Raw genomic sequence first — 19142 nt, 5'->3', positions numbered from 1 at the left:
ATTACTCCTTGTTGATGGTAGGCTTCTTGCTTTCCAGTGCCTTTTTCATCATGCTGACGGCCTTTTCGATCACGCTGTCCAGCACTTCATCGGTGATGAAAGGCTTCAGCCAGTCCGGCAGTGCGCCGCGCAGCGCAGCAAAAACCTGAGCCTTTTTCTTTGCGCCTTGACCGCTGCCCATGATTCTGTCCTCAGCGATGGTCACGAGTTCCAGCGCCCACTGCTTGACGTACTGCTTGTAGCCCAGCCGGATGGCACCAACGGCCAGCGCGGCAAAGCCGATGAGCATCAGTACCAGTGCGATGGGTGCGGGGATAAAGTTAAACATTGCTTCCATGATTTGTTACTCCTTTCAGTAGGTAGTTGTTGATATCGGATTTGCTTTTTTGCATACCTTCGCGGTTATTGCCGGACAGCTGCGAGTCCAGAAGATTTTGCACGCCAACAAGGACGAGACGCATCTCTTCATCGAGGCCGTCAAAGCGGCGCAGGTCTCTTGCAAGGGCCTGTGCGTGCTGAAGCTGTCCCTGTTCCAGCACGCCAAGCCTTTTTTCGAGCGTATCCATTCGCTTGTTCTGCGCATCGTCGGGGGCCTGTGCCTTTTTGATGTACTTGTGGATGATGTCCAGCACCTTGTCGATCGTGATGGCCGCAGCGCACAGGCTGCCCAAGATGCCAAGCACCCACAGTAAAGCTTCTTTTTCGGTCATTTACCCTCCCGGAGACGGGTCAGACCCTTCTTGCTGATGATACCCGCATAGTCCTTGTATGCGTGGGACATGTCCACGTTAGTGGCCACACCGGGTACACGCGCCTTGCTGGTGTACTGCCACATGCCAAAGGGCCAGCCCGGGGCGGGCTTCTTCGTGCGGTAGGCAGCCAGCCACACGTCGTAGGGCTTCAGCGCCGCGCCGCCCATGTACAGGAAGGTGTTGCCGAACCACAGGCCGGCGTACAGCATGGCGTACACGCCCCAGCTTTCCACCGTGCTCAGCATGTAAGCTGTCAGGTCGGTCAGCGCGGCCTTGCCTAGAGGCTTCTGCACCTCGTCCTCGATGTCCACCGCCACCGGCAGCTCAAAGCTCCGGCCGGTGAGCAGCTTCTTGAAGTAGGCCAGTTCCTTGTCGGCCTGCTCCCGGTTGACCGCCTTGAAGTAGCCATACACGCCGCAGGGGATGCCCAGCCGCTTGCACTTGGCATAGTTGCGGGCAAACTGCGGGTCAGTGTAGGGGGCGCTGGGCCGGCCCGCTGCGCTGTTGCCCATGGCGCGAATCATTACGCCGTCTACCTTGCCGCTCGCCTTGACCTTCTCCCAGTTGATCGTGCCCTGATGCCGGGACACATCCATGATTTCAGCCATAGCGTCCTCCTTACTGCGTGATTTCCTCAAAGCCGCTCTTGATAAGAATCGCCTTGACCTTCTCCTTCAGCAAGCGGGGGCAGCGCTCATACAGCGCCTTTGCATCCTCCATAGTCTCAGCAGACATGATTTCCTGTGCCCACAACATTGCCATCATACGTACCATCCTTTCTAATTTTTGTGTGATTTTATGCATAAACAATCTCGCTCATTTCAAGCAAGCATTGCCTGAGCATCTTGTTTTCTTCCTGCAGTGCCGCCACTGTCTCCGGCAGCTTCTTCCGGGCTTCGGCCTTTTTGCGCTCTTCTTCCTGCGCGGCCAGCTCTTCGGCGGTGTAGCGGATGTATCTCTGCACCGGCACCTGTTCCACCCATTCCTCCTGCGCCTTTACGCCGGGGCGGTCAACGATCTTCTGCACGTCCTTGCCACCGTTCGGATACTCGGTCACGGTCTCCCAGTGCCACTGCTCCTCCACGCCCTCTACGGCGGGGTGGGTGACTTCTTCAGTGTCGTCCACCAGATACCCAAGGGTCAGGTCGGGGTTTTCCACGACCGCGCCGGTCTCGTCAATGATCTTCATGGTTCAAAACCTCCTTTCTCATGCCACGCGCCGCCAGATGTGCACATAGTAGGCGGCAGGTTGCACGGTGGCGCTGCGGCCGTAGATCGGGTTCGAGCGGGAAGCGTCGAAACAAAGGTCTTTGCCGGGGGTGCTAGTGCCTGAAGCAGCCCAGTCGTAGGATTTTCCACCTCCATAAAATGCACCGTATGCATTTGGTCTATTGACGTTATAAAAACCAGCTTGCTCATCTGGGCCAGCACGGCCTGTGATGTTGGGCAGACCGGCTTCCACGGTGGTGCCCGCTGCGTGGGCGTAGGACGCACCCATCAGCACCCGGTTCTGCGCGATCTCCTGCCATGTACCTCCAAACAGTGCGGCGGGGCTGGTCGTACTAACTGTTTGAAAAATACTGTCCACGGGGTAGGCAGCCAAAGCGCTGTCCGCAGAAAGTGTTCCGTCCGCATCGACCGTCAGACCGCTGCCCACCTTCACGCCGCCCAGCGTGGTGGCGGTGGCAATAGGGAGCTTGATGCCTTTCAGCGCATCGCCAACAGCCTTTCCGTCAGCCGGAGCACCCTCAACGCTCAGCGTCTTATCAGTGCTTACAATGGCCGCGGCCTTGTTCGCACTGTCTTCAGCAGAAGCGGCAAAGTTTTCCGCTTTCTTTGCGTCTGCAGATGTTGACTGTGCGTTTTTGGTTGCGCTGGCGGCGGCAGTCTGGGCCACGCTTTCGCTCTCTGCAGCTGCTGCGGCCTTTTTCGTCGCGGTGCTGGCTGCTCCGGTGGCGGTCTGAGCGGCTTGCAAAGCAGCCTGCTGCTGGCCTGTCACTTCCTCGGCATACTGCTTGACGTACTCCATGCCCTGTGCGATGTCCTCACGGACTTCCACGCCGCGCTCAGCCTTACGGATTCCCGCAATGGCTTCATCAAAAGTTTTATCCATAAAACACCTCCTGTCTTATTAGCCTGACATGTACCCTTTGAGCGATCGACTCAAATCGTAAGCATCGGACGCTTTGCGTGCACTCAAAGCCTGCAGGTCGCTGATGCTGGAAAACTCAGTGCCAAATGTAAACTCCTTTTTATCCGGCGAATCCAACGGCTCAACAAGCTTGGAACACAGCAGCCAGGTATCTACACCATGCGGTGCAGAGAAAATGTGCGTTTGCTTTCCAATTGCAATACGGCTGACATCAATATCAGCGTCTTTCAAATCGACCGCTTTGACTGTCATGCCGTTCAGATAGCGCAGATTTTTGGCAAGTTCTTCCTCTGCCGCATCCAGCAAAGACTGCGGCGTGCTTTCGATGCCTTCAATAAAGATCACTTTTGTGATGATGCCAAAAAGCTTTTGTGCAGCCAGATCGTTTGCGGTTTCTGTAATGGTTTCTCCCCATGAAAAAACAAGCCATGTTATCTTTTTGGCACCTACCGCGATCACCCGCGTGTAGATATCCTCTGCTTTGACGTTGTTGGTCAAATCCAGCAGGTTTGTTCCAAAAGCCACCGTCTGGCTGTTTTTATCGGTGATCGCCTGCAGATAGTCCAGATACCGGCGCGGTTTTCCGTCAGGATCTTCTGCATGGCGCAGCACCAGATATCCGCCGTACTTTTCCACCAGCTCACTCTGCAAGATGTCCCATGTAACGCCATAGTTTTTTCCATCGCCAAAGCTGTATGTAGGTTCCTTCACATCAAACAAAAAGCGAGAATCAGTCTTGCCGTTGATAGCAAGGATGTATTTCCCGTTTTGCTCGGTGATCTTAAAGGTCTTGGATTCAGATGCCTGCTCAACGTTGTAAATGGAGTACGTGCCAAAATTCTTGTTGCAAGTACCGCAGACGATTTCGGCTTTTTTCACTTCGACCTTTGCAGCGTACGTTTTGCCCTTTACATAGGCTGCAAACAGACGCACGCGGAAATTGTTGCTTCCAATCCGTGAAATAATGCGACCTTCCGCAATGTGCTCTTCATCGATTTCCCAGCTCAGGCAGGAAGCTTTGTTGATCTCTGTTTCCTCATAGAAAATATTCGTCTTTCCATCCACGGGGTCTACAATTCCCCAATGGTAAATGTAATCTCCATCATTAGAATCGTAGCTGTAACCCACCTGCACGACTTTGATGCCGTCGATATAGGGCACGATCATGGGAATGTCCATTTGCACATTGCCAGGAGTAAAAGCTTTGTATGCATCTACCATTCCGTTGTGGTTATCGCAGATCCATTCCAAAAATTGCGAAAAGCTCACATTTTTTGCAGCGTACGGCGCAATGCCGCTATCATTCAGATATGCAAGCTCCCCTTCGCAGTAGATTTTCTGACGCATCAAAAAATCCTGTTCATGGCTCATGGGACGGCCCTGCCAGATGGAAACGCCGTCCTGTTCCACCTCTACCGTAGTGCGCAGCTTTTGCAGCGCAGAGTGTGCCACATTGCCCAGCGGCATGGTAAACTCAAAAGAGCCAGCTTTACCCACTTCGCGGGTCAGCGTGGGGCTGATGAGCTTTTTCGTGTCGGTAATGTCGCTGATATCGTGGATACAGACCCTAGTTTTCCATGTGTCTACATCCGTCTGCACACCAGCATAAACTTTATAGCTCATAGGCTTGCCCCCAGATATTTAATACTAATGCTGCAGTCTGCCGATGCAGCGAAAACAAGGGTGCCCACCACACCGTCCGGCATAGTAAGCCCCTCGATATACTGCCAGTCGGTGGACTTGGCCAGAATGCCCACCTCAAAGCCATTGAGAGACACCGCGATGTTTGCGGCGGTCTCGCTGCGCTTGAAGTAGATACCGGCCGCACGCGGTGCACCGGTGATGGACACCTCTTTGTCCTCGCCCGCCTTGAGCGGGATATTCGTGTAGTTGCGCACGATGTCCGTTTCAAAGTTGAAGTCATCCCACAGCCAGTCGTTGGTGCCGTCGTAGACGCTGCGCTTGAAGGGGTTGCAGGTGCCGGTGATGGTAAAGGCGCTGGAAAGCCGGTCGCGGGATGGTGTGACTTTCCAAAGCCCTTCCCAGTACCACGCCGGGTCTTCATCAAAGCGGCACTGCAGCCACTTGCCATGAATGGCATTGGCAATGGTGCTTTCGATGCTGGGCCACTTGCTTTTTGGCGCGTTGCACAGCAGTTCCATGGTGATGGTGCGCTTTTTATAGTGCACCTTGCCATCGTCCCATGTGGTCAGGTTCAGCAGTGAATCAGATCCGGTGACCTGCACAAGGTATTCTTCCGGTTCTGCCGCGCCGATTTTAGGGCTGCCTACCTTGAGGTACAGCCCCCAATCTGTCAGGGTGTGAAAATTGCCGATTTTTGCCCCCAGAAGCTTTGCCATTACACACCCCTCGCTTTCCGTTCCACTGTCACGCCGATGCGTGCATCTACGTTGGTCGCCATGCGGGTCGACAGCACGCCCACCAGTTCACCGGAGTCCATGACCACCTGACCCTTTCCGATGTCAGGCAGATGCTCGTCCAGCATCCCCTCGATGCGTTCCAGGATGCTGGTCTGCCGGTCAACAATGGACTGCTGGCCGGTGACGCGGTACTGCAGGGCCGCACGGGTGGAGAAGGTGCCAAGACTGTCATACATGCCGGTTTTGTCAAAGGGGCTCTGGTAGTGGCTGACAGGCTTCTGATTATTCTTCTTGTCCATCCACATGGCAAGGCCAATGCCGCCAGCGACAGTGCCAACGCCCAGGATCAGGGCAAGAATGGGATTTGCTGCAACGAAAGACACGATAGTGCCCAGTGCAGAGGTGATGCCACCAGCCATGCCGGAAAAACTCTGCACGATGCTGCCCAGAGCGCCTCCCACGCCGCCGGACTTTGCAAGACCGTCGATGATCTCGCCAAAAGCCTTGACCGAATTGGTCACACCGTCGATATCGGATTTTACCCCGCCGTCAGAAAAAAGCTTCTGGAAGATATCAAATGCCTTTCCGATGCCACCGCTGAAGTAGCCCTCATTGACCGCGGTCAGTGCGTCCGTAAGCCACTTAGAGATCACGTCACGCTGCCCCTGCGATACCTCGCCCCAGATCAGATTGACAAAATCCAGCCCAAGACTTGCCCAGTCGCCGTTTTTGGCATCACTAAAGGCGCTTTTTACCAGCCCGAAAATGCCCTTATCCAGCTGGCCGGAAGCCTCGCTCAGCTGCTGGTCAATGCGGCTTTGGGTACCCTTTACGCTCTTGTCGATCTCGTTGGAGGTCTCCGTCACCTTGTCTTGAATGCCGTCGATGTAGGTGATGATCTTCTCGTAGGTCTCCGCGCCGTTCTCGCCGATGCGCTGCCCGGTCTCTGTGACGGTCTTCTTGATATGCTCGCTGCCGTCCGCGTACTTTTCCACCGCCTGTTGCACCTTTGTGGTGATGCCGTCAACGGTGGTTTCAGAAATGTTGGTAAAGGTGCCCAACAGCGTTTTCGACATGTCGTCATAGGTCTTTGTGACCTTTGTGACCGTGCCGTTGACTTTGGTCTCGACCTGCTTAAAGGTCGTGGCAACACCGTTCACCATCTCCTTGCCGGTCGTGGTGGTGGTCTCGGTGATGCGGTCTTTGATCTTGCCCGCGCTGTCCTTGACCTTCTCGGTAAGGGTCTGGATGCTGGTGGTCACAGCGCCCAGCGCATTCTGCGCGGTGGTGGTAGCTGTGCTGGAGATGGACGAAATGACCGTTTCGGTGGTGGACTTGGAGCCGGAGGATCTGGATTTTTTGCCAGCGGAAGAGCCAGACGGGCTGGTTGTAATGGAGCTGCCTCTGTTGCCACTGGCTGCTGCCGCTTCCGCCTGACGCTCCGACCAGCTCTTGTTGCTGATGCCAATGCCATTTAATGCATTTTCCCGCATCCTGTTACGGTTGCTCTTCCGGTTATTTGCATCCGCGTACTCTTCGTAGGTATTGAAGTCTGCTGTGGCGGCTTTTCCAAGAAAACGGTTGAGTTTATAGCTCAGCTGATCCAGCCATGTGGTGGCTTTGCTTGCGAAGTCCCTGAGAGCGTTTTTTGCCGTGTTGATAGGCTCCGTCAGGCCGGTGATCGCGCCTGCGAGACCAATCCAGCCGTCCGTTTTGTAGGCTTCCTGCGCCTTTACGATCAGATCATTCAGATTGCCGATTACAACGCCGATGCCGCCGGATAAATCGCCGGTCAGCAATCCGGCCAGCTGGCTCACGTTGTCCTTCAGGGTGGAAACGCGGCCATTCATGGTCTGGCTCTGGGTGTCCATGCTGTTGTAGTAACGCCCGCCCTCTTCGGATGCGGCCTGCAAAGCCTGCGTCAGCAGATCATAACTGATGGTCATTTTCTGCACTTCAGCAGTGGACTTGCCTGTGTAGTCGGCCAGAATGCCGTACACGTCGATGCCGGCATAAGCAAACTGCTTGATATCGGCCGCGGTAGCCTTGCCGGTGTTGGCGATCTGCTGCAGGTTCTGCGCCATGCGGTTCAGCTCGTCGTTGCCGCCACCGGTCGCAGAAACCGCGTCGCCCAGCGCCATGATGGTACTGCGGGCATAGGAAGCGTTCTCGCCTGCAGAAATCAGGTACTGGTTGGCCTGTGTCAGGCTCTCCACGTCAAAGGGGGTTTTTGCCGCGTCTTCCTGGATCTGGCTCATGACCTGCTGCGCCGCTTCCGCGCTGCCCAACATATTGGTAAAGCCGGTGGTGTATTTCTCGATCTGGGCGTTGTACTCGATGCCGGAAGAGATGAACCCCTCTGCGGCACTGAGCGCAGCAAAGCCGAGCTTCGAGAAAACGCTCGCCATGACCGTGCCCTGCGCAATGGCACCGGCCAGAGACTTCCCGGATGCCTTATCCGTGGAGTTGGCAAAGCCCTCCATGCCGTTGTTTGCAGCTTTCAGCGCGGTCGTGGTTGCCCTGAGCTGCGCTTCTGCCTGTGCCAACATGGTCTTGAGATTTTTGGTCTCAGAGGACGCTTTGCCGGTCCTGCCCACCGATTCGTTGTAACGTCTGGTCAGCTCTACTACGGCCTTTGCGGCCTTGCTGTACTCTCCTGACAGCGAAGAAACGGTTTTTTTCGTCTCGGATTGCACATTCTGGATGCCCTGCCGGTAGGCGCTGTCGTCCAGCCCGATGGTGGCGCTCAATTCAAAAAGTTTCAGGTTCCATCACCCCTTCCGCACAGCTCTTCAAGAGCCTTTCTGTTTTCTTCCGTGATCTCCGCCGCAGATCGCTTGTCGATCTGCTTTACATAAAGCGGGAATGTATACGAAGCAACGTAGGAATAAAGAGCGTTAGCTCCCGCAAGACCGCCAACGGCATCTGCTACGCAATCGCGGTAGAATTGAACTTCATCGTGGTTTCTGATCTCTTTTTTGATGTGGTCAAGGATATAGGACTTGCCGAAAAGTTCCAGTAAATCCAGACGAATGGTCGAGACCATCCGTTTATATCCTTCCACGCCGATCACATCAAGGATTTCAAAAAAGCCATGAAATCGTCATCAGACAGCGCGCGGGACATTGCTGCGGCCAGCTTTCTGGTGGGCGGAAGCTCTTCACCCTTATCCAGCACCACAAAGAGCGGCAGGACCTTTTCGGTCATGTCTGCGTGCTCTTCGTAGATCATGCGCATCATTTCTTCTGCGTTTTTCGCACCCTGTTCTGCAATCTTCTTGGCCTTCTCCTCCGGGGTTTCGTTGCCAGTCAGCGGCGCGGGCTGAGTTGCCGCTGCCACTGCGCCCGTGTCAACGATGCACTGCTTGTATGCCTTTGCCAGCTTATAAGTTTTTGCAAGGTACTCCTTGCCTTCCAGATCAATGATTTCCTTCATGTCTTTCCTCCTTACATCAGGACGCGGCCTTTGTGATAGAGTAGAACTCCATCGGGGCCTGTTCGGGGTTCTCAAGGTCTGCAAAAGCGGTCAGCGTGATCTGCATCGAGCCGCCGCCGCGATGCTCAGATTTCAGGTTCAGGCCGCCGGTGGACATGGCATTATAGAGCTTAACCGCGATAAAGCCGCCGCCGATCATGGGTCCGACCCACCAAATGGGCTTGAAATCCGTCAAAGCGGTTTTCAGGCGTGCAACCACGTGGGTGGGGTCTTCCGGGTCGATGTCCGCAGTGCCAATAGCGAGCTGGATGCTCTTAGGGTCTGCGTTGGGAGTCGTGTAAGAGATGGTTGCGGTGGTTCCGGTGACTTCCACGCCCTGCTTTGTATTGGTGGGGGCGTTGTCGATTTCGGAAAGAGTATCCTCGGTGGAGTTCTGATAGGTAATAGTCACGCCGCCCTGTGTGGCGTGAATGACGTTTGTTTCATCGATTTTCGGGGTCTCAAGCGAGAAATCGGACAAAATGTTGCCCGAGCCCTTGGGGATGCTCTTGAAAGCCTCCGCTGTCAAAACGTTGACGTTAAACTTCTTTGCTAAAGTTTCAGCCATATTGCTCCTTTACTCACGGTATAAGCCGTGTAAGTTCAAAAATAAGGTATTCACACAGATACCCTTCAGGCGTGTTGTTGAGTGGCTGTGCCCAATCTTTATCGTCTTTGTCCAAAAGAATAGCGCCGCCCTCGCACTCGATTTTTAAGCCACCTCTTGGGATGGCCGCGCTGATCATATCTTCGGTTTGCAGGATGGGGGCCCTGCCGCCCTTGCTGGGGCACCACAGCCGGGCGTGGAAGGATGTCGCTTCACTCCACCCGCCGGGGATGGTGGGCTTGTAGGTCAGATACGGCAGTTCTGCGCCGGGAGGGATGTTATCTTCCAGATAGCCCGGGATGCCAAAGCCGTTGAAAAACGTGTTCAGCGCCCGGTTGATGCTCTCAGACGGCCCCATTACGGCAACACCGCCTTTTTGCACTTGACGGCTCGCAGTCCCATGCCGGATTCCGGCGGGGCCTTGCCCTCATCTGCCGCGCTGGTGATCTGGAAAGTCTGCCCGTCGCTCACCCGCTTGATGTAGTCCGGAAAAGCCAGAGGCACACCGGTATTGACCAGCAGCGTATAGGTGGACGCTGTAGCTGCCTGCTCTGCAACCTGAGCCTCCACGGTGGTATCGTGGCGCTCTACGGCCTTAAATTCCGGGCCGTCCTGCCAGCCGGACACAAAGCCGCCCACGCCGTCCGGCTCATAGCTGCGCGTCTGAAAACAGTATTTTTGGGTAAAGCTCTGCATCACGGTGGATGCAGTGAACGCGTTGACCATGTCACATCTTCCTCCAATGATTGATCTCGGATTTATAGCGGGTCTTGCCGTCTGCAGGCAGGCCGTCCGCGCCTGTAGCCATCGTGCCGGACCACCCGGCAAAGGATTGGGACACATACACGCCGCCGGACGGCAGTGCTTTGTCGTATGCGTCGATTTTTTCAGCCAGCGCCACGAAGTCAGGTGGCACGCGCATGGGCTGCACCGTGCCGGTGAAGGTCTCGGCGGTCAGATCGCCGTCCCCGGCCTTGTGCACGCCGTCATTGAAGATGGATCCGCACACGAGGAAATACTGCCCCGGCACTACCCCGGCGGGCACTGTGTCCGGCTCAAAGGCGAACTCCCCGGCAACGGGGTCGTCCGCCCGGTCAAAAAAATTGTGCGTGTAAACGCACAGCTCGGGGACGGTCATTGGATGCCTCCTACTCAAAAAGGGCGATTACTCGCCCGGAGTGATCGTCTGGACAGAGATGCCGTCCAGGTACTCAGCGAACAGGGTCACGCCGGTGATGGCAAAGCTCTCAGAGACGGCGGTGGTGTAGTTGCCCTGGGTGTGGAAGCCAATCAGGTTGCTGGCCTCGCCCGCGGTGGTGTACACCAGCCCTGCCTTGGCGTAGTCGCTGTCGGAGGGGTCAACGTAGTACATCACGATGTTGTCCACGGGGGTGGCGATGACCTTGCCCTTTGCGATCTCTCCGTCAGACAGCAGGAAGATGGTGTTGTAGCCCATGAAATCCTTGATGTACTGGAAGCCATACTGGTTCTGGATGGTGATCGGGGCGGTGCCAAGGTACTCCGCCACGTCCAGGACGTTGGCAAAGCCCACAACGCCGGTGACGGTGCGGTGCATATTCTTGAACTTGTTCTCCACGCTGCCCTTTGCCATGGCCAGAGCCATCTGGAAGGTCTTGGGGGTTCCCTTCAGGCTGCCGGTGTTCAGGTACTTGTAGAACTTGTCCGTGACCTTTGCGGTCAGATCGAACAGGAACTCGTCATCGGTCTTCTGCACGGCCACATCATAGCCATAGTTCTGGATTGCCTCCAGGGAGACGGCCTTGGCGTACTTTTCGATTGTGATCTTGCCGTAGTCCTTCTCCTTGACGGTGTACTGGCTGTAGGGGATCTCCTCGCCCTCTGCCACGGTGCCGCTCTGCAGGGTGCCCTGGGCGTACTTGCTCTTCAGCACGGTGCCGGGCTGCATCCGAATGGGACGCATGATGCCCATGATCTCCCGCAGGTGCTCCCAGTTGCGCTGGAAGCGGGTGACGAAGTCGATTTCCCGGGGGTTGACGGTGATCTCGGTAGTAGTGGTCAGATTGGTCTTTGCTGCCATGTGTTAGTCCTTTCCGCCGCCTGTAAACAGGTCGGCATTTGCTGCAATGGCCGCCTGGCGCTCGCCGGCGTCCTTGATTGCAAAAATTTGGTCTTTGGTCATTTTGGAGCCGGTGTTGGTGGGCGGGGTGTCCACCTTTGCGCCGGTGGTGGTCGTAGTGCCTACGAAATCGCTCCAATCAGCTTTCAGGCTGTCGGTGTGCTTCTTGGCGTCCTTGACCTCGCCCTTATCGTCCAGCTCCAGCTTGTCGATGTCCTCGCCAGACAGCCGCACGACCCGATCAGCATACTTGTCCAGCACCCCGGCGGACTTGAGCAGCTCCCGGAACTTTGCTTCCTTGGCTGCGTGGGTGTCCTTCTGGGTCTGCTGGGCCTTGTAGTCGTTCAGCGCCTTTTCAGCGGCTTCCTTGCCGCCGTTGGCTGCGTCCCGGTCTTTTTCGGCTTTGGCGAGGGCTGCGTTCTTCTCATCGAGCTGGTTCTGCAAGGTGTCCGTTTCCTCATGCAGCACGTCCAGAATTTTCTTGAGCTTGCCGCTGGTGTCGGTCGTTTCATCTTCCAGAATCGCCCGGAGAGTCTTGCGTTCGAGTGCCATGTGTTAGTCCTTTCTGCCCTTGCTCGGGCTGCCATGCTTGGCAATAAGGTTTATTTGCCGGACGTGCTGCCGGCGTGGTGCCGCTTGTGGGGCTTGAACCCACGGCCCCCGGATTAAAAGTCCGGTGCTCTGCCAGACTGAGCTAAAACGGCATAAAAAAGCGGCTGACGCTGTGCGCCAACCGCTGAGTATTTAGTTTTAGAGCGAAAATTCACAGTCTGTGGCTGTCGGATAGTCCTGCGCTTCGGACGGAACATAGACCAAAACAGAAATTTTGGCTTTACCCTCGCCGTATGCGTCATCACACATCTCCTGAAGCGCCTTGCGTGACTGAACACCAGCCGCAAACAACTCTTCGACTTTTGCAGCCTTGGGCCTGTTCTTTTTCTTCACCTCAAGCATCTGCATTTTGAGTTTTTCAATTTTTTCGGCAGACTTATGATAAAGCCTTTCTGCGTTTGCCTGCATTTTCACAGCAGCTTCAAGCTGCGCGCTCAAACTTTCAAGCTCTGTCATCCTTATATCTCCTTGTTTCCTTCTTCCACTGCGATTTCTCGCAGTTCTTCAATGTGATCTTCCACCGCTGGGCGGAGGAACGGACGGGGGGCCATACCCCGGGTAAAGTGCCACTTGCCGTTGAAGTCTTTCCAGACCCATGGCGTTTTGCGTCCGTTGCCCTTCTCGGCAAAGATGCCCGTGCCCAACTCCACATAGACGCTGTAAAACAGGTTGCTGCCAATGGTCACGGTCTTTTTGGCAAGGTCTACGGCATAGGTCAGGCTCTGCTTGAGCGCACCGCCCACATAGCCCTCAATGCCCGTGCTGTCTGCCGTGCCAGTAGGCACAAGCAGCTGGGCGTAGTCCTGCACTTTCATGCCCCAGATGGTCAGCACCCGCTCCGCCCACGAGTCCAGCGCCTCATGCAGCTGCTGGGTATTGTCGGTGAATTTGATGTCGTACTCAAATTTCATGGCTCACTTTTTCTTCTTTCGCCTTGTTGTTCCGCCCTCTTTGCGAGTTTTAATCACTCGTTCAGTTGAAACATTTTTGGGATTAAGCGACCCTGTATCAATATGGACAAGCTTTCCTTTTTGAAAAAAGAGCACATTTTCTCTGTGTGCAACAGTTTCAATCGTGTCATAATAGGCATTCATTCTGCCCATTCTGTAATGCTCTCTGGTCTTTTTTGCATCATATGAAATATCAATACGGTCTTCATGTGTTTTTGTGATTTTTACGTTGTCCAAAGAATCCCAGCGCTTTTTTATGACTTGGTCTATATATCCTTGGGCCGTTTCTCTTTCCTTTTTTGTAATTTTGAATCCGCCGCCCGCTCTCGCGGAGCTGCCCCCGGCTCTGCCGGATGCTCTACCACCGCCGCTCATCGTGACACCTCTCTCTCACTTCCGCATACTGCGGCTTGATTATTGTTGCGTTAAAGTCCATTCCCGGTAAAGGTTTGCCATACCAGAGAACTTGCGTAGGATTCAAGCGCCACATAGCTTCCTTGCACCCCATTGTAAAAAGGGTTGTAGCCAAGCGCTCATTCATCAGCCCAACGGACGAAATGGAGATGATGGAGTTTCGCGGCTCTCCGTCAAAACACCACTCGTAGCTTTCCGGCCAGACCCATTCGATGGTGGGAATGACTTTGATGCAATGCATCTGCCAGTAAGCAGCCAACCAGTGCCGTTTATAGGCGCTCCAAATCTGCACCGCTTCCGGGTGGTCTCGGAACATGGAAAAATCAGGGGAAAGCACCGCCCCGAACTGCTGCAAAAGCGGCACATACTTGTCAGGATTGCGCCAAACACGTTCAAACTGGTAATCATCACAATAAAAGTGGACGCCTTTGCTCCCTCTATCTTTGGCAGACAGGGCGTAGTTGAAAGGAATCCATTCCAGCTTGTCAATGCGGATGTCCGTTTCCGGCTTGATGATAGGGATATGGAACTTTCCTTCGCCCGGAAAAATCATTTTCTCGGTGTTTTCCATCGGCAGAATCACGGTTCATCCCTTTCTTTCACTTGCGCTCAAAATAAGTTTTCGGCCAATCGGGTCGGTTCGCTACCTTTTCAGCCTTCCTGACCGCTTCGGCGAAATTTTTAGCAGTTCCGCCGGCATTGTAAAATGCCTTTGCAAGCTTCTCAAAACTTTCTGCAGAATTCATTTTTTTGCCCTCTTCCTCTTGCGCTCTTCTGCCCACCACATTTGCTCGGCTTCTGTGCCGCCCTTGGATTTATACCACTCGGTGTAATCCATGACGGGGATGGTCTCTTTGGTCACATTGTCCCGCTGCATGGCGTTCTGCCTTGGATACTTGCCCAGCGCAGAGGACAGCACACAGCGGCAGTGGTAGACCATCTCCGGCGCTGCGTTTGGGTCGCCGGGGCGCTGAATCTCGTAGCCCATGACTTTGAACGGCTCGTCAAGCTCTGCCGTCTGCTGGTCAAGCAGGCGGTGCATTTCACGGGTGCGGTAGTCGTGGGTGGAATTCCACCGCTTTTTGACCTCGATGCCCAAAGCCTTGGCGTTGCGCATCTGCTGCAAAGCCCCGGCGTTCTGGGCGCTGGTAAGGGCTGTGATGGCGTTGTTCATGGCCCAGTGGATCTCTGTGTCAGCCATGCCGTTGACGGCCTGCACGGCGATGTCGTGGACGCTCTTGCCCTGCACGATGCCCTGCATGACGTAGCGGTTGAACACCCGGGCGTCATAGGTGCGGTTGCTCTCGCTCTTGATGCGCTTGTTGGGCACCATGCGGGGGTTCTCTTTCAGCAGGAGCTTGACCGCTTCGGTGTTGTACAGGGTCAGCCCGAACGTCACGCCTGCGGCCTGTTCCAGCTCGTAGAAAGCCCAGTTTGCGCCAAAGGAAAAGATGTTGTATTGCTCGTCCCTGGCCAGCTTGTAGGCCGTCTCTTGGGCTGTGGTGCAGGTCTGGGTGATGCCGTCCAGCTTGGCGTGCATCAAATCGGACTGAAAGACCTGATTTTGCAGCCAGATGCGGTAATCGTCCTCGGTGATCTCGCCTGCGTCCAGCTGTGCCCGCTTGCGCTCGTCCAGCGCTTTATACTTTGCCAGAAACTCGGTAAGCTGATCCTGCATCTCCCGGCGGGCAGTGCCGTACACCCGGAGGATGAGGCGGCGCAGGCGGTTCAGCTGGCGGGTAGAAATGCGGTCACGGTCTGTTTGCTTCATGGCTGTTCAAATACTCCACAATGGCACGCTCCCGGGCGGACAGTTCCCATTTTGTGGCCGCAGCCCTCTCAGCCGCAGCCCTCTCAGCCGCAGCCCTCTCAGCCGCAGCCCTCTCAGCCGCAGCCCTCTCAGCCGCAGCACGATCAGACAGCAGCAGGCCTCCGCCAAAAATTGCTTTCTTCGTGGAGCGTTGTGCATCCAGCGCATAAATCGGAGCGCATTCCTTTTTGTGAATTTTGAAATCCACACCGTAATGACTGTATCGTTGAAGCAATGCAGCCGTCACGATATGATCCGGGTATGTATACTTTGGCAGCTGTACCGTTTTGGTGCGGCGCAGGCGCTCCACCTCATCGTTTACCAGCTTCGTCAGGCGAGGCTCGGTCTGCGCTATGATGTCCCCGCCGTAGCTGGTCACAAAACTTGTTCGGACGATTGCGCCGTTTTCGTACTCGATACTACAGTCGCAAACGATATGGTTCATCCGCATATTATTTGCCCTTCCAGAAAACGCTGTCAAAGATGGAGCGAACAGGAAGAACGGAATGCCACGATCGAGATAGAATCCGCAGATTCGGGACAGGATTGAAAACGGTGGGTTGTCCAGAACAACAGCGCCCTCCTGGTAGTCGAATTTCTCATAATCGCTGCCGGGGTAAAATGGGCGCACAATTTTGGCCGGGTCGATGCCGTACTCCTTGCAGGCCCAGTCCTTGATGACTGCGTACACACTGGGCGGTGTATAGCAGTCGTCCGTGGTCTTTTTCGGCTTGAACTTCTCCACGAACTCTTCGTAAGACTCACCTGCTGCCATCGTCTTCATCCTCCTCGTCCGTGGTCTCTCTCGTTGCGCTCTCAGCCATCAGCGCGGCCTTGGCCTGCTCCTTTTGTTCCGGGGTCAGGTTGGGCAGCAGGTCAATGGCCATGTCCTGCCCGATAATGGGCGCTTCGGAAATCACCATGCTGACCTGTTCGGCGGTGTTGGTGATCTTGCTGCGGTTGAATGCCGGCATAGCGTTGTCAAAGCCAGCCAGTGCGCAGATCTGACGGATAAACGGCTTGACCTGCGCCTCGAAGTCGTCCGCGTTCTGGTTCAGCGGCTCATAGGCCGCGTCCAGATGGTCGTTGGTGCTGTCCGCGCTGACACAGTGCACGTCCAGCCCGCCGAAATCCTCATACACCCGGGTGTGGAGCAGCTCCAAAAGAGCCTGCCGGGCCGTCACAGGGATCTCGGTGGTGTAGGGGGTGATCTTGCCGCCCTCGCTGGTGTCTGCGCCTGCAATGTGGTACAGATTCAGCTTGACGAGGAACTCCTGCAGCTCGTCATCGGTCATGCCGTTGAAGTTCTCGCACAGCCAGTAGATCTGCGAAAAGTCCTGCAAGTCATTGCAGAAGCCGGACATCACCAAATCGGTGTTGTCAATGTAGGCTTTCAGCCCCACAAGGGTGCTCTGGTGCAGGTCGGAACCCCACAGCGGCACAATGGGAAGAGCACTGTAGTTTTCGCCCTCCACGCTTTCCAGCCCGCCGCCGGGTGTTGTGACGGTCACGCTCTTGTATGCCTGCTTCGTCACGGTCTCCTTCATCACATTGCCGATTTTGCTTTCCGTGTACTCGGTAAAGCCGTCCAGCTCGTACAGGATGTAGTGCATATCCGTGTCCGGGTTCAGCCTCCAGAAACGCACGCCTGCCTGCAAAAGGCCCGTCTTTTCATCGTACAGAGGCGCAAACTCGGTCAGCTTGAAAACCACCAGATGGTCGTTGTTCCAAAAGCCAAAGCTCTCTCCGTGGATCAGGGCGAAATATCCAGCCTTCTGGATCTGCTCATCAAAGTTCTGCCCCAGCCTGTCCTTGTCCACACCATCGTCCGCAAAGACCACGCCGTTGCCGAGGGAGTAGGTCGCCCGCTGCTTGTTGAGCCTCCTGAAAAGATTGCTCTTGACCATATCGGGGTGCAGGATGTCCTGCTTGGTGTTTTTGGATAGGCGTTTCAGCATCAAAGCGTAAGCCTGCGCGAAGCGTTCAGCCCCCGGGTTTTTCTGGGCATCGTACAGGTCAGCGTCCAGCGCCATCTTGTACGGCCCGGAAGTACAGTGCTGCTGCACGAAGTGCCGGATGAAATCAGGCTGTTCCCCGGCGGCTTGCGCCTGCTGAAAAGTCTGGAATGTGTATACAGTGCTCAAAATCAATCCCTCAGTTTCACAAGGCGCTTTGTGCGCACGAAGTAGCGGATAGCGTCCATGCAGTGGTCGTTGACCTTCAGCACGGTGTCGTCTTTATCCGGGTCCCAAGCGTATACGCCGAACTCTTCCAGCGTGTGCTTGCAGTCTTTGTAGATCTTCAGTCTCCCGGTCTGCAGCATGGTCTGCACGTCCAGAATGCCGCTCAGAACGTCGTTGTTTGCAGGCGTCTGGGTAAAGCCGTTCTTGCGCAGCTCTGTAATCAGGGGCAGGGCAGAGGGGTCAACGATGATCCTTTCCGGCTTGAGGCCATTCAGCCACGCTTTCAGGTCTGTGACATACTCGCCAACGGTCTTTTGCCGCTTCTGTTCGCGGCCGCTGTAGTAGTACTCCCGGGTGACGATCCAGCAGTCTGCATCTGCCTGCTTTTGGAACAGCAAAAAAACCGTGGCGTTCTGGGTGCCGAAGTCGCACGCCACATAAGCGCTCTTTGGAGACAGCGCCGGGAGCTTGTCAATGACGTGCTTCTTGCGGTCGAACATGTCATAAACAAGGCCCTCGGCTACCGTCCACAGCCCCAGAATGTAGCGCTGATAGAAAACGCCGCTGTACTGGCTGCGGTATCTGGCCTTGATGTCCTCGGAAAGCGACAGGTTGTCGTCCATCGTGAAATGGAGATACATCATCTTGCGGGAACGGCACTTGCGCACCCACTCCAGATAAAACCAGTGCTGTGGGCTGCCCGGGTTGCAGTTGAACCAGAACTTTGACCCGGTGACAGAGCAACGGGCTGTGGCCTGATTGACGAAGCTCTGCGGCATCAGGGCCGCCTCGTCGAAGAACGCCCCGGCAAGAGTGATGCCCTGGATCAGGTCTTGGCTGCTCTCGTCTTTGCCGCCGAAAAAGTAAAACTCGTTAACTTTGCCACCCTTGCTGACGGTCATGCAGTTTTCGGCACGGTGTTCCTTGACGTTGTAGCCACGGGCTGCAAGCTGCTGCTTGAGCGTGCCCAGCACGTTGCGCCGGAAGCTGGCAATGGTCTTGCCACACATGGCAAACTGTTGGCCGCTGTAGCAGGTCATAGCCCACTGGACAAAAGAGAAGCTCATGGCAAAGGTCTTGCCCGAGCGGATAGCGCCGTCTGCAATGATGCCGTTGTAACCGCTGTATGCGCTTTGCGGTGTCCACCAGCTCAAGACCTGCTTTTGCCGCTGGCTGAGGGCTTTCCAGCGAAAACCGTTACTTTTCCGCATGGTCGTCCTCTTCCTCTGGCAGCATCTCCACGTCATCCGGCGGACTGATATCTGCGGCAGCGCTCAGGGCCTCAAGCAGGCCATCGTCCGGGGCTTCTATGCCGCTCTGGTCTCCCAGCATAGCAAACTTGTCCACGATGGTGCCAAACGCCGTGGACAGCTGCGGCAGCGTTGCCTCTGCGATCTTGTCCGGGTCTGCCATCGCCTGAAGGTACAGCCCGAGAAGATCCTGTGCTTCCCCGCGCTTGCTTCCTAAGTAGGAAAGCATGTCCTGCGTGTTCTGCTCTTTTTTTAAGGCGCACAAATCCGCGCACTTGGGATTATCTTTCACGATTTTCCGCACAGTGCTTTCTGCCACGTCGTTCAGCTTGGCGGTTCTGGCGTAGCTCTGCAGCTGCACATAGTCAGCAATGATCTTCTTTTTTTGTCTGTCTGTCAGCCGCTTTGCGCTCACCGCCACCACCTCTCTAAACTCGTGCAAAAGAAAAACCGCCCGGA

27 protein-coding genes and 1 tRNA gene are annotated in these 19142 nt (G+C 55.4%); all 28 read right to left on the bottom strand.

What is annotated here, in order from left to right:
- Nucleotide 1 precedes the first annotated feature (1 nt).
- Nucleotides 2-337 carry a phage holin, LLH family gene (locus GKG36_RS03660; RefSeq protein ID WP_154259219.1) on the bottom strand — a complete coding sequence of 112 codons (336 nt, stop codon included), beginning with the start codon at nucleotides 335-337 and terminating at the stop codon, nucleotides 2-4.
- Nucleotides 321-710 (bottom strand): hypothetical protein, encoded by a 390-nt coding sequence (locus tag GKG36_RS03655; protein ID WP_154259217.1) that lies wholly within the window; start codon nucleotides 708-710, stop codon nucleotides 321-323. The genes GKG36_RS03660 and GKG36_RS03655 overlap by 17 nt, the downstream gene beginning before the upstream one ends.
- Nucleotides 707-1360 carry a GH25 family lysozyme gene (locus GKG36_RS03650; RefSeq protein ID WP_154259215.1) on the bottom strand — a complete coding sequence of 218 codons (654 nt, stop codon included), beginning with the start codon at nucleotides 1358-1360 and terminating at the stop codon, nucleotides 707-709. Before GKG36_RS03650 ends, GKG36_RS03655 begins: the two co-directional genes overlap by 4 nt.
- Nucleotides 1361-1370: 10 nt before the next feature.
- Nucleotides 1371-1517, bottom strand: coding sequence for a hypothetical protein (locus GKG36_RS03645; RefSeq protein WP_243145071.1), 147 nt, complete (start codon nucleotides 1515-1517; stop codon nucleotides 1371-1373).
- Nucleotides 1518-1548: 31 nt separating this feature from the next.
- On the bottom strand, nucleotides 1549-1941 hold the full coding sequence (locus tag GKG36_RS03640; RefSeq protein ID WP_154259211.1) for a hypothetical protein: 393 nt from the start codon (nucleotides 1939-1941) through the stop codon (nucleotides 1549-1551).
- Between the two features lie 18 nt (nucleotides 1942-1959).
- Nucleotides 1960-2865, bottom strand: coding sequence for a hypothetical protein (locus GKG36_RS03635; protein WP_154259209.1), 906 nt, complete (start codon nucleotides 2863-2865; stop codon nucleotides 1960-1962).
- Nucleotides 2866-2883: 18 nt separating this feature from the next.
- Nucleotides 2884-4371 carry a phage tail protein gene (locus GKG36_RS03630; RefSeq protein WP_173012871.1) on the bottom strand — a complete coding sequence of 496 codons (1488 nt, stop codon included), beginning with the start codon at nucleotides 4369-4371 and terminating at the stop codon, nucleotides 2884-2886.
- Nucleotides 4372-4523: 152 nt separating this feature from the next.
- Complete coding sequence (locus GKG36_RS03625; protein ID WP_154259205.1) at nucleotides 4524-5264, bottom strand: hypothetical protein; 741 nt, start codon at nucleotides 5262-5264, stop codon at nucleotides 4524-4526.
- The gene (locus tag GKG36_RS03620) at nucleotides 5264-8035 is read right to left on the bottom strand and encodes a tape measure protein (protein ID WP_154259203.1); all 2772 of its coding nucleotides are present in this window, start codon (nucleotides 8033-8035) and stop codon (nucleotides 5264-5266) included. The genes GKG36_RS03625 and GKG36_RS03620 overlap by 1 nt, the downstream gene beginning before the upstream one ends.
- An 11-nt stretch (nucleotides 8036-8046) precedes the next feature.
- Nucleotides 8047-8331, bottom strand: a complete 285-nt coding sequence (locus GKG36_RS03615) for a hypothetical protein (protein WP_154259201.1) — start codon at nucleotides 8329-8331, stop codon at nucleotides 8047-8049.
- A 23-nt stretch (nucleotides 8332-8354) separates the two neighbouring features.
- A complete protein-coding gene (locus tag GKG36_RS03610) occupies nucleotides 8355-8720 on the bottom strand; it encodes a hypothetical protein (protein WP_154259199.1) in 366 nt (121 codons plus the stop codon).
- Between the two features lie 16 nt (nucleotides 8721-8736).
- A complete protein-coding gene (locus tag GKG36_RS03605; RefSeq protein WP_154259197.1) occupies nucleotides 8737-9327 on the bottom strand; it encodes a hypothetical protein in 591 nt (196 codons plus the stop codon).
- A gap of 13 nt (nucleotides 9328-9340) precedes the next feature.
- Entirely contained in the window at nucleotides 9341-9724 is a 384-nt protein-coding gene (locus GKG36_RS03600) for a hypothetical protein (protein ID WP_154259194.1), read from the bottom strand.
- Nucleotides 9724-10092, bottom strand: a complete 369-nt coding sequence (locus GKG36_RS03595) for a hypothetical protein (protein WP_154259192.1) — start codon at nucleotides 10090-10092, stop codon at nucleotides 9724-9726. The genes GKG36_RS03600 and GKG36_RS03595 overlap by 1 nt, the downstream gene beginning before the upstream one ends.
- A gap of 1 nt (nucleotide 10093) precedes the next feature.
- Nucleotides 10094-10504, bottom strand: coding sequence for a hypothetical protein (locus tag GKG36_RS03590; RefSeq protein WP_154259190.1), 411 nt, complete (start codon nucleotides 10502-10504; stop codon nucleotides 10094-10096).
- 27 nt (nucleotides 10505-10531) lie between these two features.
- Nucleotides 10532-11425 carry a hypothetical protein gene (locus GKG36_RS03585; protein ID WP_243145070.1) on the bottom strand — a complete coding sequence of 298 codons (894 nt, stop codon included), beginning with the start codon at nucleotides 11423-11425 and terminating at the stop codon, nucleotides 10532-10534.
- Between the two features lie 3 nt (nucleotides 11426-11428).
- Complete coding sequence (locus tag GKG36_RS03580) at nucleotides 11429-12016, bottom strand: hypothetical protein (protein WP_154259188.1); 588 nt, start codon at nucleotides 12014-12016, stop codon at nucleotides 11429-11431.
- 75 nt (nucleotides 12017-12091) lie between these two features.
- Nucleotides 12092-12168 (bottom strand) — tRNA-Lys (locus GKG36_RS03575).
- A gap of 46 nt (nucleotides 12169-12214) precedes the next feature.
- Complete coding sequence (locus tag GKG36_RS03570) at nucleotides 12215-12532, bottom strand: hypothetical protein (RefSeq protein ID WP_154259186.1); 318 nt, start codon at nucleotides 12530-12532, stop codon at nucleotides 12215-12217.
- Between the two features lie 2 nt (nucleotides 12533-12534).
- A complete protein-coding gene (locus GKG36_RS03565) occupies nucleotides 12535-12987 on the bottom strand; it encodes an HK97-gp10 family putative phage morphogenesis protein (RefSeq protein ID WP_154259184.1) in 453 nt (150 codons plus the stop codon).
- Nucleotides 12988-12990: 3 nt separating this feature from the next.
- On the bottom strand, nucleotides 12991-13401 hold the full coding sequence (locus GKG36_RS03560; RefSeq protein ID WP_154259182.1) for a hypothetical protein: 411 nt from the start codon (nucleotides 13399-13401) through the stop codon (nucleotides 12991-12993).
- A complete protein-coding gene (locus GKG36_RS03555) occupies nucleotides 13385-14023 on the bottom strand; it encodes a DUF4417 domain-containing protein (RefSeq protein WP_154259180.1) in 639 nt (212 codons plus the stop codon). Before GKG36_RS03555 ends, GKG36_RS03560 begins: the two co-directional genes overlap by 17 nt.
- Nucleotides 14024-14039: 16 nt before the next feature.
- Complete coding sequence (locus GKG36_RS03550) at nucleotides 14040-14186, bottom strand: hypothetical protein (RefSeq protein ID WP_154259177.1); 147 nt, start codon at nucleotides 14184-14186, stop codon at nucleotides 14040-14042.
- Complete coding sequence (locus GKG36_RS03545; RefSeq protein WP_154259176.1) at nucleotides 14183-15211, bottom strand: phage minor head protein; 1029 nt, start codon at nucleotides 15209-15211, stop codon at nucleotides 14183-14185. The genes GKG36_RS03550 and GKG36_RS03545 overlap by 4 nt, the downstream gene beginning before the upstream one ends.
- Nucleotides 15192-16025 carry a hypothetical protein gene (locus GKG36_RS03540; protein ID WP_154259174.1) on the bottom strand — a complete coding sequence of 278 codons (834 nt, stop codon included), beginning with the start codon at nucleotides 16023-16025 and terminating at the stop codon, nucleotides 15192-15194. Before GKG36_RS03540 ends, GKG36_RS03545 begins: the two co-directional genes overlap by 20 nt.
- Complete coding sequence (locus tag GKG36_RS03535; protein WP_154259172.1) at nucleotides 16012-17394, bottom strand: phage portal protein; 1383 nt, start codon at nucleotides 17392-17394, stop codon at nucleotides 16012-16014. Before GKG36_RS03535 ends, GKG36_RS03540 begins: the two co-directional genes overlap by 14 nt.
- Nucleotides 17395-17396: 2 nt before the next feature.
- On the bottom strand, nucleotides 17397-18644 hold the full coding sequence (locus tag GKG36_RS03530; protein WP_154259170.1) for a PBSX family phage terminase large subunit: 1248 nt from the start codon (nucleotides 18642-18644) through the stop codon (nucleotides 17397-17399).
- On the bottom strand, nucleotides 18631-19125 hold the full coding sequence (locus tag GKG36_RS03525) for a hypothetical protein (RefSeq protein WP_154259168.1): 495 nt from the start codon (nucleotides 19123-19125) through the stop codon (nucleotides 18631-18633). The genes GKG36_RS03530 and GKG36_RS03525 overlap by 14 nt, the downstream gene beginning before the upstream one ends.
- Nucleotides 19126-19142: the final 17 nt, after the last annotated feature.

The sequence above is a fragment of the Faecalibacterium sp. BIOML-A1 genome, from assembly GCF_009679715.1.
Classification (GTDB): Bacteria; Bacillota; Clostridia; order Oscillospirales; family Ruminococcaceae; genus Faecalibacterium; species Faecalibacterium taiwanense.
Note: the sequence above shows the minus strand (reverse complement) of the source record. Positions and strands in the feature narration are given on the sequence as shown.

Excerpts from the sequence above, each read along its gene's own strand:
- GKG36_RS03660 (WP_154259219.1), bottom strand. The coding sequence starts at position 337 with ATGGAAGCAATGTTTAACTTTATCCCCGCACCCATCGCACTGGTACTG.
- GKG36_RS03655 (WP_154259217.1), bottom strand. The coding sequence starts at position 710 with ATGACCGAAAAAGAAGCTTTACTGTGGGTGCTTGGCATCTTGGGCAGC.
- GKG36_RS03650 (WP_154259215.1), bottom strand. The coding sequence starts at position 1,360 with ATGGCTGAAATCATGGATGTGTCCCGGCATCAGGGCACGATCAACTGG.
- GKG36_RS03645 (WP_243145071.1), bottom strand. The coding sequence starts at position 1,517 with ATGATGGCAATGTTGTGGGCACAGGAAATCATGTCTGCTGAGACTATG.
- GKG36_RS03640 (WP_154259211.1), bottom strand. The coding sequence starts at position 1,941 with ATGAAGATCATTGACGAGACCGGCGCGGTCGTGGAAAACCCCGACCTG.
- GKG36_RS03635 (WP_154259209.1), bottom strand. The coding sequence starts at position 2,865 with ATGGATAAAACTTTTGATGAAGCCATTGCGGGAATCCGTAAGGCTGAG.
- GKG36_RS03630 (WP_173012871.1), bottom strand. The coding sequence starts at position 4,371 with ATGCCGCTGGGCAATGTGGCACACTCTGCGCTGCAAAAGCTGCGCACT.
- GKG36_RS03625 (WP_154259205.1), bottom strand. The coding sequence starts at position 5,264 with ATGGCAAAGCTTCTGGGGGCAAAAATCGGCAATTTTCACACCCTGACA.
- GKG36_RS03615 (WP_154259201.1), bottom strand. The coding sequence starts at position 8,331 with ATGGTCTCGACCATTCGTCTGGATTTACTGGAACTTTTCGGCAAGTCC.
- GKG36_RS03610 (WP_154259199.1), bottom strand. The coding sequence starts at position 8,720 with ATGAAGGAAATCATTGATCTGGAAGGCAAGGAGTACCTTGCAAAAACT.
- GKG36_RS03605 (WP_154259197.1), bottom strand. The coding sequence starts at position 9,327 with ATGGCTGAAACTTTAGCAAAGAAGTTTAACGTCAACGTTTTGACAGCG.
- GKG36_RS03600 (WP_154259194.1), bottom strand. The coding sequence starts at position 9,724 with ATGGGGCCGTCTGAGAGCATCAACCGGGCGCTGAACACGTTTTTCAAC.
- GKG36_RS03595 (WP_154259192.1), bottom strand. The coding sequence starts at position 10,092 with ATGGTCAACGCGTTCACTGCATCCACCGTGATGCAGAGCTTTACCCAA.
- GKG36_RS03590 (WP_154259190.1), bottom strand. The coding sequence starts at position 10,504 with ATGACCGTCCCCGAGCTGTGCGTTTACACGCACAATTTTTTTGACCGG.
- GKG36_RS03585 (WP_243145070.1), bottom strand. The coding sequence starts at position 11,425 with ATGGCAGCAAAGACCAATCTGACCACTACTACCGAGATCACCGTCAAC.
- GKG36_RS03580 (WP_154259188.1), bottom strand. The coding sequence starts at position 12,016 with ATGGCACTCGAACGCAAGACTCTCCGGGCGATTCTGGAAGATGAAACG.
- GKG36_RS03570 (WP_154259186.1), bottom strand. The coding sequence starts at position 12,532 with ATGACAGAGCTTGAAAGTTTGAGCGCGCAGCTTGAAGCTGCTGTGAAA.
- GKG36_RS03565 (WP_154259184.1), bottom strand. The coding sequence starts at position 12,987 with ATGAAATTTGAGTACGACATCAAATTCACCGACAATACCCAGCAGCTG.
- GKG36_RS03560 (WP_154259182.1), bottom strand. The coding sequence starts at position 13,401 with ATGAGCGGCGGTGGTAGAGCATCCGGCAGAGCCGGGGGCAGCTCCGCG.
- GKG36_RS03550 (WP_154259177.1), bottom strand. The coding sequence starts at position 14,186 with ATGAATTCTGCAGAAAGTTTTGAGAAGCTTGCAAAGGCATTTTACAAT.
- GKG36_RS03545 (WP_154259176.1), bottom strand. The coding sequence starts at position 15,211 with ATGAAGCAAACAGACCGTGACCGCATTTCTACCCGCCAGCTGAACCGC.
- GKG36_RS03540 (WP_154259174.1), bottom strand. The coding sequence starts at position 16,025 with ATGGCAGCAGGTGAGTCTTACGAAGAGTTCGTGGAGAAGTTCAAGCCG.
- GKG36_RS03530 (WP_154259170.1), bottom strand. The coding sequence starts at position 18,644 with ATGCGGAAAAGTAACGGTTTTCGCTGGAAAGCCCTCAGCCAGCGGCAA.